Below are 11,907 nucleotides of genomic sequence, written 5' to 3' on the forward strand. Positions count from 1 at the left end.
ATGTGCTTTTTCATCTAAAGACATGAACCCATATGTGAGGATAATAATGAACACCATTTTAAAATCTAAAATTACCGATAAATGTGCATGGATAGGTGCAGAAATTGCACAGAAACAAGACTGGATCTATCTTCTTTCTGACCATATGATCCGTGTTATTGATGAGGCCTTATTAAAACTGGCAGATAAACGACTCAACGCCCCGGATTTTGATCTAAGCGATATTAAAATTGAAGATCCTGAGTTTCTAGCACAAATCCAGTATATTTCTGATGAGCTGGAAAACGGCTATGGTTTTATCGTAATCCGTGGCTTGGATGCACAGAAATATTCTGAAGCACAATTGGCTAATATCTATTATCTGATTGGTCTACATATGGGTACACTAGTCACCCAAAATGCACGAGGGGATTTAATTGGTTTTGTGGAAAATATCGGTGATAAAAACAATAAAATGACCCGAGTCTATGAAACCAATGCCTATTTACCTTACCACTCTGATATGAGTGATGTAGTAGGTTTATTGTCTATCCGTAAAGCTAAGGAGGGCGGTTTAAGCAGCATTATCAGTTCTTCTACGGTCTATAACCGTATTCTGGAAGAGTATCCAGAATACTTGGGCTATTATTATCACACGGCCTGGTATGACCATCTAGGTGAAGTCGATCCATCCTTAACTCCAATCTTCAGTTACCATGAAGGTAAACTGGCCTGCCGCTATTTACGCCACTATATTGAATTAGGGCATGCGCGCAGAAATATTCCCCTTTCTCAGGTACAGATTGAAGCATTCGACCTGTTTGACCGCCTGAGCCATGACCCAGAACTTCGACTAGATATGATGCTTGAACCAGGTGATATCCAGTTCTGTAATAATTACTGTGTCATGCACTCACGCACTTCCTTTGAAGATTTTGATGCGCTGACACAGCGTCGTAAGCTGTTGCGCTTATGGCTACAAATGCCGAATGCCAGAAGCCTGGCACCAGATTTTCCGGGACGGAATGGTATTCCTAAAGGTTTGGGTATGGCTGCTTAAACCGGAATCAAAAAGAGGCTTTCGCCTCTTTTTTATGCCTTCAAACTACGCGTTCACTTTTAGAAGCTGGCTTTTACTTCTTTTGTAACTAGTTGCGTATTCTTATCTTAATTGACATTAAATCTGACCAATAAATGAACAGTAATTCCTAGCTCATTTGGACACTTCAGTGTAACTCCAAATTTTAGACAAAAAAAAGCTCATCCGAGGGACGGATGAGCATCGAAAAGCATTACAAGAATAACAATAAGGAGGAGTAAATCAGAAGCTACAGCATCTAGTTAAGAATAACACAGATCACTTGTTGATCAATAAAGGTCTTTTTTTTACATATTAAGATAAAAAATCTATTATTTTTTGACCAATTTATATTGTTGATTCACTGTAAAATATACTATTAAATATTTAAATTTATAGCTTTAAAGAAAGAACAAAACCAAAAAATCCCGACATTTTTTCAGGCTTGACTTGTTTAAAAAATACCTAACGTTAAATGGGGTTTATGATCCCCCCTCTTTCAAAATCATTAGCTATAAATTTATAAGCATCACTTTCTTCTTTAGAGGAAAATGAAAGTTCAGGCTTATCTCTCTGTGTAATAAACATACCATTCTGCTTTTTATTTTAAGATACTAATTCATTCAGAGTTTTTGATTTTGCAACTAGCTAGCCATCCTAAAATACTGCCTCTTCATTGTTAAAATAAAAAAGACCGCATTTAATTGCGGTCTTTTAAAAGCTTGGTTCTTAAATCTTAGAACAGATAAGAAACTTGTAGGTTTAACATATTTTCACTCTTGGCTGAGTTACCTTGAGCATAAGATTCTGTTGGTCCACCAATCAGGAAGTCATTTTTACCCATGATATAATCTGCAACAAACATCAGGTTATTGTAGTACGCAGTCACACCAAGTATATGACGGGTTGAATCTTTAAAACCATCCTCTGATTTAGCATATTGGCTATACATAAAGTGCGGTTCAATTTCACTAAATTTCCCTACATTTTTAAATGAGTAAGCAAAATCTACCATATAGAACATGCCTTCATTGGCAACCATAAAGTTATCATCAAATGACCCCATTAAAGATGCTTCAGGTGTCACTGGGTCGGCATTATCTACGTCATTTTTACCCAATGTTGCTATAACACCCAGGTTGTTGTAGCGTAAATTGCCAAATAAAGCCCATGCCTGGCGGTCACCAGTGGTACCAAAAGTTTTATTGTCGATATCTGATGACCAGTAAGAAGCCCCGATACTACTTGAAACCCCTTCAGACAAACCAGAAATGTCCTGCTGAACACGGGCAATAAACATATCCGTTTCATCGAGATGAGTCAGCGAGAAATCTTCTGGTTTAACAAAGTTCGTGGTGTAGCGACTTGCATCTTCAGAATAAGGACCTGAATAGCGACCACCATCTCCTGGGAAATAACCCAGTTCAAGTTTGGTACCGGTATCGAATTTACCTTGGTATTTAATCCCGAGGTTATGTACATCTTCCAGACCGATCTGGGTCATTACACCACCGTAGTAATTACTTTCCCAAAAACGACCTGGCCCAAAAGGTACGGCTTGCAGACCCGCCTGAATCAGATGCTGGTCATTAATGTTATAGCCTGCATAAGCATCCACAAGCGTGGAAAAATCACACAGCTTATCAAATTGATAGCAACGATATTCTACATGCCCGAATAGCTTGGGTGATTTGTAATCTAGGTTAATCCGGGCAGCATCAAAAGTGAATTTATGATCATTATCAGTCCAGCTTTTATCTTGAAATTTGGCACGAACAAAACCAGATACCCTTAATTCCCCCGCAATCGTTTTTGCATCGCCTATACTCAGATTCCCTGCAAACACAGGTGCACTTAAACTTGCAACTATAGCCAACGCACAACAATGTTTTAACACTTTCATTTTCATCTATAAGTTCTCAATAATTTAGTTTTAATCGATATTTAATTTGAGGAATTAGTTCGGCATATATTTTTGAATTTCTTCATCCGTTGGCGCTTGTAACTTGTATTTAGCCAATAACTGGTCGTATTCCCCTGATTTTTTAATAGCCTCTAAACCACTTTTTATTTTGTTTAGCATCTCGGTATCACCTTTAGGAACGGCAATACCACCCAAAATTGGGAAGAATGGCTCAGTTGAACTAATCACCAATCGCCCATTCAGTTTTTCAACAGTACTTAGTGCAACACTTGCATCGTCATACTGAGCATCAACAGCTTGGGCTAAAAGTGCCTGTACAGACTCTGGTGAAGTCACAAATTCGCGAATCGTGATTGGTGCTTTCCCTTTAGCGACGCAGCTTTCTTCTGACATTTGGCGAAGCTGTTCAGGGAACATGGAGCCTTTTTGCGAAGCAACAGTTTTGCCACACAGATCATCACGGGTTTTAGGTTGGAATGGTGAATCCGCTAAAGCGATGAGTGCTTCGGTGGTCATAAAATATGGCACCATATCGACTTTTTCTAGACGCTCTTTGGTGATGTATAAAGCTGACATCAACAGGTCAAATTTTTTCGCTTCCAAGCCAGTGACCAAGTTAGAGAATCGACTATCCACAAAATTTGCTTTATCACCAGATTGTTCAAAAATTTTATTGGCAATATCAATGTCAAAACCGGCAGGTTTATCATTTTCAAGATACTCAAATGGTGGGAAAGTGATATCACTACCGATTTGATATACCTTTTCAGAAGCTTCCGCCTTTGTTGCTTTTTGTGGTACTGATTTATCGCTACATGCAGATAGTCCGCACGCTAAACCCAGAGCAACAATAAGGGGTTTTACTTTCAAGGCTAAACTCATTTTCATCTCCAGACACACATTTTGAATAACTTTAAAAATGTTATACGTGAGTTTTTTTAAGAAAGTAATTTTGAATTTCTGTGCTAATAATCCAGAAAAAACGATGCAATACATACGCTAAAAAATATTAGACTTTTCCTATATTTAAATGAGATAAACCATATGAAAAGTGAATCACAAATACGCATAGATTTAGCCGTTTCGCTTCGTTTAAGTGCAAAATTAGGCATGCATGAAGCTGTTGCAAATCACTTTAGTGCAGCTGTAACGGATGATGGAAAATCATTCCTACTGAATCCCAAATGGGTGCACTTTTCCAAGGTCAAAGCCAGTGACCTGATTTTGGTTCATGCAAATGATCCGGACAGTTTCGAAAAAGGAAAAATTGATTCAACCGCGTGGGCGATCCATGGACAAATACACCAGATGAGACCTGATATCAAAGTCATCATGCACTTACATCCGATCTATGCCACAGCCCTTTCATGCTTAAAAAATCCGACCTTGTTGCCGATTGAGCAAAATAGTGCGCGTTATTTTAATCGCGTATCTTATGACTCAAATTACAGTGGTATGGCAGACCAATTGGCAGAAGGTCAACGTCTGGCAGGCTTACTGAAAGATAATTCACGTTTACTGATGGGAAATCATGGCATCCTGATTGGTTCACATGATATCGGGGTTGCTTTTGATGATATGTATACCTTTGAACGTGCAAGCCAAATCCTGATTAATGCTTATTCTACCGGTCAGACCCTGAATATATTGAATGATCAGGTAGCAGAAAAAACTGCACAGGATTGGGAAAAAATTGAAGATTTCAGCATTGCTCATTTTGAACAAATGAAATCGATTCTAATTCAGGAAGATCCAAGTGTTATAGATTAAATAAAGATTTTAGGACATAAAAAAGAGCTTCTTTTGAAGCTCTTTTTTATTGCTTTAGGCTTATGCTATTTCTAAGCCGGCCTGTTGCACAAAGAATGAAGCACCTTTTGGCTTTTGCGGTAGTTTTAACTGGTTAGCACTCATACGGACTTGACCACTTTCTATGCCATAGACCACTTGACCTTGATGTACGCTTGGTAAAGGATTGTCTGATAGTGGTACTGCATCTTCAGCAGCGTAAACCGTAATAAATAAATAACGTGGCAGTTCAGTATTGTTCGCACCAGAAGCATGCAGTAAGCGGGTATGCATAAAGCACACTGAACCTGCAGGACCGATACAAGATACATAATTTTGGCATTGTTCTACTTCAATAGCATCTTCAACCTTACCTGTGAATCGTCCATCTTGCCAGTGGTTAAATAATTTCCCTTTATGGCTCCCCGGAATGACTTGTAATGGACCATTCTCCGCTGTGACTTCACCTACCATTAACAATGCAGTGATCATGTCGTCATTGGTATGCGGTGTAAATGGAAAATCCTGGTGCCATTTTACTGTTGTTGCCGTATGCGGTAGCTTGGCATTCACTTTACTGTGATGAAAGCGCGTGCCGTTGCCACCAATTAATTGCCCTGCCATTTCCGCCATGCTTGAATGAATCGCTGTTTCATAATATGCATCTGAAATCTCGGTAGGAGAACTTACACGTCTTAAAGCTGGATGGTCTGCATGGTGATCTACAGGATCCACGTCAAAACGTGAACGACCGTCAATTGTTTCCCCATAAGCCTCAGTATACTGACGACTTTCTTCTACCCAAGATTCCAGTTGCGCACGTAAACCCGATAATTCATCTGGACTCATGACATTTTCAACTACTAAAAAACCGTCACGATGGAATTGTTCAATTTGTTCTTTTCTTAACATGTTATTTTACCTTCACTATTTACGTCAGTTATTTATTCATTACAGCTGCAATGTCTGCTTCTGTCGGTGCTTGCAAACCATAAGAATTCAGGATTTTTTCAAAATCACCAGAGGCTTTTAGCTTGTTTAAACCCTCTTCAATCATTTTGTAAGTCGCTGTATCGCCTTTACGGATACCAATTCCACCTACAGTCGGGAAGAATTGTTCTGTTGAGGTGATTTTGACTTTATCTGGTAAGTTATTTACGGCTGCTGTCATTACCGCCGCATCGTCATATTGAATATCAACTGCACGCGCCAACAAGGCTTGAGTCGTTTGTGGTGAGGTTTCAAACTCACGGATTGTGATCGCTTTTTTGCCTTGTGCTACACAACGATCTGTAGAGATTTCCTGCACTTGAGCCGCAAATGCAGTACCTTTCATAGCCCCCACTACACGGCCACATAAGTCTTTAGGACCTTTTGGTGCTAAATCTGCATCCTTACGAACCAATAATGAAATATCCGTTTTGTAGTAAGGAATCATGTCAATTTGTTTAAGACGTTCTTTAGTGATGTACATTGATGAGAACAAAATATCGAATTTTTCGCCCTTTAAGCCTGGGATAAGATTTGCCCAACGAGTATCCACCCATTCAGGTTTATAAGTGCCATCTACTTCTGCAATTTTTTCCATGATGGCAACGCTGACACCACTTGGCACACCATCTTGTAAATATTCGTATGGAGGGAAAGTCAAATCAGAGCCTACGCTCACCGTTTTCATTGATTGTGCATCTGAATGTGCTACAGCTGTTTCTTCTTTCTTTGCACATCCAGTCAACAATAAACCACCAACTAATGCACTTACTAAAATAGATTTATATTTCATTTATTACCCCAAACTTCAGTTTTAATTTATTCTCTATTTAAAATATAAAAGAATATTACTCATAATCCGATTAGGATTTTTTTATGTAATGCTTTATAAAAACAAAATTCCACAAAAGTATATGAATTAAAATAAAAAGCAGTCTAACAATGACTGCTTTTTATTATCGATATTTTTAAAAATCATGCGGCCTTAGAAATAAATTTATCTAATCTCTCATTTCCAGCTTGTTTTAATACATCAGGGCTATCATTTAAAATAATATGTCCCCCTTCCATAAATACCACACGATCTGAAACTTTAAACGCAAAATGCATTTCATGGGTCACAATGATCATGGTCAGACCTTCACTTGCCAATTCTTCAATCACTTTCAGTACTTCATTCACAAGCTCTGGATCGAGTGCTGATGTTGGTTCATCAAACAAGATAATTGAAGGTTGCATTGCCAATGCACGCGCAATTGCAACACGTTGTTGTTGACCACCGGATAACTGATGTGGGTACTTGTTCGCATGTTGTTTCATCCCCACTTTTTCAAGCATCGCTAACGCTGTGATCTTGCTATCTAGTACTGTTCCCATGTTGTGATACATTGGTGCCAACATGATATTTTCTAAAATGGTTTTATGTGGGAACAGGTTAAAACTTTGGAATACCATGCCTACATTAATAATCTGTTTTTTGTAAGCAGGAGACTCATCAGTTAATTCCTGATCTTTTAAGAAAGGTTGACCAAGCAGATTGACTGTACCTTTGTTCAATGCTTCCAGACCATTCAGGGTACGGATAAAGGTCGTCTTACCTGAACCCGATGGCCCGATAATCGAAATGACTTCCCCCCATTTCACATTTAAATTAATACCTTTTAAGACTTCCTGATTGCCATATGATTTATGAATATCAAAGGCTTCTAAAGCATATTCACCTGGACGTTCTACAACGATCTCTTTGCGTGCACGTACTGATGCAGCAGGCAATTGATATAGCGGATCATTTTCATCCAGCAGCCCAGGCTTGCGATTAGTAATATCAATTTTTCGTTCGAACCAGTTAATTAACCAACCAAATACCGTCACAATCAACACGTAATAGAAGGCAACTGCAAGCATAGTTTCCATGACCAGGAAGTTCTGCGTATATAAGCGTTGCCCGACGAGCAGAATCTCTGTTAAAGAAATGACCGATACTAACGAGGTCAATTTCACGATTGATACATATTCATTGCCTAATGCAGGTAGCGCCACTCGGAATGCCTGAGGAATTACAATCAGACGTTGAATACCTGAATATTTAATACCCAGTGCTTTACCAGCTTCGACTTGTCCTTTATGAATTGAAGTTAAACCACCGCGATGAATTTCCGCAATATAGGCTGCTTCACTTAGGGTCATTGCAATTAATCCAGCAAGAAATGGTGAAGCTAAAACAACACTTGAGCTTGGGAAAATTTGCGGCAAATTATAGGTAAAAACCAATAAAACCAATAATGGAAGGCTTCGGAAGAACCAGATATAAATATCACTTGACCATGCTAATGGTTTGAACCGAGACTGCTTACCTAGGGCCAAGACAAAGCCTAAGACAATACCAACCACCCAAACTAGAACACTGAGTTCAATCACGGTCCAAGTTGCCAGCCAAAAATTGCTATTTGACAATAAATCTAATGTATATGACCAATTAAAATCCATTCACAACCCCTATTAGCATGATTATTTTCTATTACATTTGTTATATCGGAATTTATATAAATAAGTAATTTTGAAAAATTGATGCATTAGCAATGTTTTTTTTAAGCAATAAAAAGAGACCTATAAAAATAAAATAGGTCTCTTTTATTAAAATAAATAAAAACGAAAGAATAATACAAACATGAAAACTCAATAATATTTATACACTAAAAAATGCGAATTATAATATTTAAAATAAATAAATAACTAGCGCAGACTCATTAATAATTTCTCTAGGAAAATATCACACTGATTTAACTGTTCCAAAGCCACATATTCATTTGGCTTATGCGCGACTGTAATATCTCCAGGACCACACACTACTACAGGGCAATTGAGTGCTCCCTGGAACAAGCCACCTTCCGTTCCAAATGAAATATTTTCAATTGACGTGTCTTCAGGCAACAATTTCTGAATAAACTGCACTGCTTCAATCGTAGATGAGGTCTTGAGTCCCGGATATTGATTCACTTCTTCAACATCAATATGAACCTGAAAATCTTTTTGAATATTTTCAAGAATCAGTTCCTGAATGTTGTGACTATGGTCTTGTGCTAAATGACGAATTTCATAATCTACAATGCATTGATTCGGCACAATGTTTAAAGCCGTGCCACCAGCAATTTTACCGACATGAACAGTCGTGTAAGGAATATCGTAGCCTGTATCCTGGGCACCATGATCACGTAAATGAGTTTGGACATTTTGTAGGGACTCAACCAATTTACTCGCCACATGAATCGCATTGACATATTTAGGAGCAAGCGCAGAATGCCCCTCTTCACCACAGCATTTTGCCCGAAAAACAGTTTTGCCTTTGTGTGCCAAAGCCAGTTGCATCATGGTTGGTTCACCAATGACGCACATCAAGGGGGAAACGATCGTCGAGGCCAGCTGATCCAGAATGCCACGCACACCAATACAACCGATTTCTTCGTCATATGACATGCATAAGTGTAGCGGCCGCTTTAATTCATATTGGCTCGCTTTCAGCATCGTTACAATTGCACAGGCTAAAAAGCCTTTCATGTCAGCTGTACCCCGCCCGTAGATATTGCCGTTTTTTTCAGTGGCTTCAAATGCTGGACTATTCCACTGTTGACCTTCTACTGGTACCACATCCGAATGCCCCGACAGCAAAATACCGGGCTGATCAATCGGACCGATACTGGCAAATAAATTGGCTTTGTTCTTCTCAGCATTAAAGTTCAGCTCAACACGAATTCCATTTTTTTCCAGAATTTCCTTAACATACAAAATCAAATCGAGATTACTTTTATAGGAAGTGGTATCAAATGCGATCAGTTTGAATAAAAGCGCAACACTGCCTAAATCATTCATAAATTAAGCCTCTTCCGCAACACGTTGCATTTTTACATGTGGGTCAAAGAAATGTGCATCGCCCATTCCTGGAATATACTGGTTAGATAAAAAGGCACGGCAACGGCTGATAAATGCCTGACAAACTGTATTCAGGTTGGCATTTTTAGCAGTCGCCAGCCCGATTTGCATGGGACGGTGTTCCCCTGCAATTCTTAAGCGAACCAGACGTTTTCCATCCAGGGAATGATTGTTCTTAGGACGAACATTTAAAATGGTATAGCCTAGATTATTGGCCACCATTGAGCGTACAACATCGACATGTCGCGAAGAATGCACGACTTTCGGACTCAGCTTATGATTGCGGAATAACGAAATAAAATAGTCATTACTGTATGGCATATCGAGCAGTACCATTGGGTGCTCTGCCAGTTCTTCTAAAGTAACTGCCACATTCTGCGCTAAGGGATGTGCTTCACTGACCAATACATGTGGAGGTAATACAGCCAATGGCTCAAAGTGAACAAGGTTATGATCGATATTTAAATCATAAGTTAGAACAACGTCGAGTTCGTTTCGGACTAAACTATTCAGTAACACCTGCTGATCATCTTCACATAACTCCAAAGTGACGTTTTTATATAGATTGGTAAAGCCGTGCATGATTTCGGCATAAATCATTGGTGAAAATGCAGTAAAACAGCCCAATTTTAATGGACCACGAATGGATCCGGAAAAGTCTGCAGCCAAAGCATACAGACTGTTTGCCTGGCTTAAGATAAATTTGCATTCATGCATGACCTTTTCACCAATATTGGTCAAGATCAAACCTTTTGCATGTTGGCGGATGAATAACTGTACTTGTAACTCAGATTCAATATGTGCAATAGCCGCAGAAATCGATGGTGAAGAAACGTGAATTTTTTCTGAAGCAATGATGATGCTACCGCTTTCTGCAGTAGCAACAAAGTATTGCATCTGGCGTAATGAGATTCTGTTTAGCACTATTGGATCCTTGATCAGTGCTCACTGAAGCATTATTCATCGCCAGAAACTCCATAGCTTGGAGAGCCAGAAGGATTTAGCGCACGAACAACATAATCTTCAACTTGCGGTTCATAGACTTTCCACAGTTGATACAAGTCTTCAATCGGAGTCTCAGACCAGTCAACGCGTAAATTAATCACAGGCCATTCGAGTTTATCGACAACTAAAAGACCCGCTGAATGAACTGGACCAGCTTCGCCACCTGCTGCTAGGCCGACTTGCAAGGCAACCAAGAGTCGCTCTGCCAAGCTTCCTTCTGCCTGGTGGAATGCCTCTACCATAGCTTTTGGAACACCTTCATTTGCAAGAAGATTTCCTGCACCAACAGCATGCTCACCTACGCACTGTGAATGAACACCTAATGTATAATTGCCACTAAATGCAGCAGGTTTTTCATCAGAATTAATTACGGTCAGCTGTCTATACTCGATAAATTCGGTATTTTTCACCAATTCCGCGATAGATTCTTCTGGTGCCAGATCATATTTGGTCATATCTAGCAAAATGCTTGCCAAGTATGGATCGGTAATGTTCTGAGATGTAGCAACACCCACCCCTGCTTTGGCTTGAATGCACCGTGCTGCTACAGCTGGAGAGGAGGAGCTGATTGCCCCTCCAAATTGCCCTGTTTTATGGCAACGAGCAATAATGGAAAATGTCATAAGCAATTATCCTTTTATAAAATCAGTCAGGAATCACTGCTGTTGCATCAATTTCGACCAGCCATTCAGGTCGTGCAAGTGCGGAAACGACAATACCTGTTGAAACTGGGAATACACCTTTTAACCATTTGCCCACTACACGGTAAACATCTTCGCGGTAACGTGGATCAATGATATAGATGGTGATTTTGCAGATATCTTCCAGCTCGCCGCCCGCTTCTTCCAATAACATTTTAATGTTATACATTGCTTGTTCAGCCTGACCTGCTACGTCACCAATACATACACTTTCAGCGGTATCTAGGTTCTGACCAATTTGTCCACGAAGGAAAACCGTGCTACCACGTGCTACCACTGCCTGGCATAAATCGTTATCTAAATTTTGTTCTGGATAAGTTGCTTTGGTATTAAATGTTCTGATACGTGTATGTTTCATTTGAGATATTCCTCTATCTGGTACATCTTCAGTATGAATTAATCTTCTTGGAAGGCAATTCCCCTTTTCTGTGCTACTACTTTAAAAAATCCTTACCATATAAATATTTGATTTTTATAATTTATTCTTATAAATTATTTTTTTGACTTTAATTAGT

The 11,907-nt window shown here is 39.2% G+C and carries 11 protein-coding genes and 1 pseudogene; 2 read left to right on the forward strand and 10 right to left on the reverse strand.

Annotated features, from left to right (window positions below):
- Window positions 1-46: 46 nt before the first annotated feature.
- On the forward strand, window positions 47-1,039 hold the full coding sequence (locus AY606_RS09690; RefSeq protein WP_067867627.1) for a TauD/TfdA family dioxygenase: 993 nt from the start codon (window positions 47-49) through the stop codon (window positions 1,037-1,039).
- 754 nt (window positions 1,040-1,793) lie between these two features.
- Here the strand turns inward: AY606_RS09690 and AY606_RS09700 are convergent.
- Both AY606_RS09700 and AY606_RS09705 read right to left on the reverse strand, forming a co-directional pair.
- Window positions 1,794-2,966 carry a hypothetical protein gene (locus AY606_RS09700; RefSeq protein WP_067867629.1) on the reverse strand — a complete coding sequence of 391 codons (1,173 nt, stop codon included), beginning with the start codon at window positions 2,964-2,966 and terminating at the stop codon, window positions 1,794-1,796.
- A gap of 48 nt (window positions 2,967-3,014) precedes the next feature.
- Window positions 3,015-3,863: an ABC transporter substrate-binding protein gene (locus AY606_RS09705; RefSeq protein ID WP_067867633.1), complete on the reverse strand. Its 849-nt coding sequence runs from the start codon at window positions 3,861-3,863 to the stop codon at window positions 3,015-3,017.
- A 162-nt stretch (window positions 3,864-4,025) separates the two neighbouring features.
- Here AY606_RS09705 and AY606_RS09710 point away from each other — a divergent pair, with 162 nt between their 5' ends.
- Window positions 4,026-4,751 carry a class II aldolase and adducin N-terminal domain-containing protein gene (locus AY606_RS09710; RefSeq protein ID WP_067867636.1) on the forward strand — a complete coding sequence of 242 codons (726 nt, stop codon included), beginning with the start codon at window positions 4,026-4,028 and terminating at the stop codon, window positions 4,749-4,751.
- Between the two features lie 60 nt (window positions 4,752-4,811).
- On the opposite strand, the gene AY606_RS09715 is transcribed toward AY606_RS09710, so the two are convergent.
- The 8 genes and pseudogenes from AY606_RS09715 to AY606_RS09745 all read right to left on the reverse strand — a co-directional run bounded on the left by AY606_RS09715 (window position 4,812) and on the right by AY606_RS09745 (window position 11,750).
- On the reverse strand, window positions 4,812-5,681 hold the full coding sequence (locus AY606_RS09715) for a phytanoyl-CoA dioxygenase family protein (RefSeq protein WP_067867639.1): 870 nt from the start codon (window positions 5,679-5,681) through the stop codon (window positions 4,812-4,814).
- Between the two features lie 28 nt (window positions 5,682-5,709).
- Window positions 5,710-6,552 (reverse strand): transporter substrate-binding domain-containing protein, encoded by an 843-nt coding sequence (locus tag AY606_RS09720; protein WP_067867642.1) that lies wholly within the window; start codon window positions 6,550-6,552, stop codon window positions 5,710-5,712.
- A 182-nt stretch (window positions 6,553-6,734) separates the two neighbouring features.
- On the reverse strand, window positions 6,735-7,499 hold the full coding sequence (locus AY606_RS16865) for an amino acid ABC transporter ATP-binding protein (RefSeq protein WP_502692122.1): 765 nt from the start codon (window positions 7,497-7,499) through the stop codon (window positions 6,735-6,737).
- Window positions 7,500-7,595: 96 nt separating this feature from the next.
- Window positions 7,596-8,246, reverse strand: a pseudogene (locus tag AY606_RS16870) (amino acid ABC transporter permease); the annotation flags it as partial.
- A gap of 246 nt (window positions 8,247-8,492) precedes the next feature.
- A complete protein-coding gene (argE, locus tag AY606_RS09730) occupies window positions 8,493-9,626 on the reverse strand; it encodes an acetylornithine deacetylase (RefSeq protein ID WP_067867648.1) in 1,134 nt (377 codons plus the stop codon).
- 3 nt (window positions 9,627-9,629) lie between these two features.
- Complete coding sequence (locus AY606_RS09735) at window positions 9,630-10,610, reverse strand: LysR family transcriptional regulator (protein ID WP_067867652.1); 981 nt, start codon at window positions 10,608-10,610, stop codon at window positions 9,630-9,632.
- 32 nt (window positions 10,611-10,642) lie between these two features.
- Window positions 10,643-11,314 carry a DUF1028 domain-containing protein gene (locus AY606_RS09740; RefSeq protein ID WP_067867656.1) on the reverse strand — a complete coding sequence of 224 codons (672 nt, stop codon included), beginning with the start codon at window positions 11,312-11,314 and terminating at the stop codon, window positions 10,643-10,645.
- 22 nt (window positions 11,315-11,336) lie between these two features.
- Window positions 11,337-11,750, reverse strand: a complete 414-nt coding sequence (locus tag AY606_RS09745; RefSeq protein WP_067867660.1) for a RidA family protein — start codon at window positions 11,748-11,750, stop codon at window positions 11,337-11,339.
- Between the last annotated feature and the right edge of the window lie 157 nt (window positions 11,751-11,907).

The organism is Acinetobacter sp. SFB, assembly GCF_001647545.1.
GTDB lineage: Bacteria > Pseudomonadota > Gammaproteobacteria > Pseudomonadales > Moraxellaceae > Acinetobacter.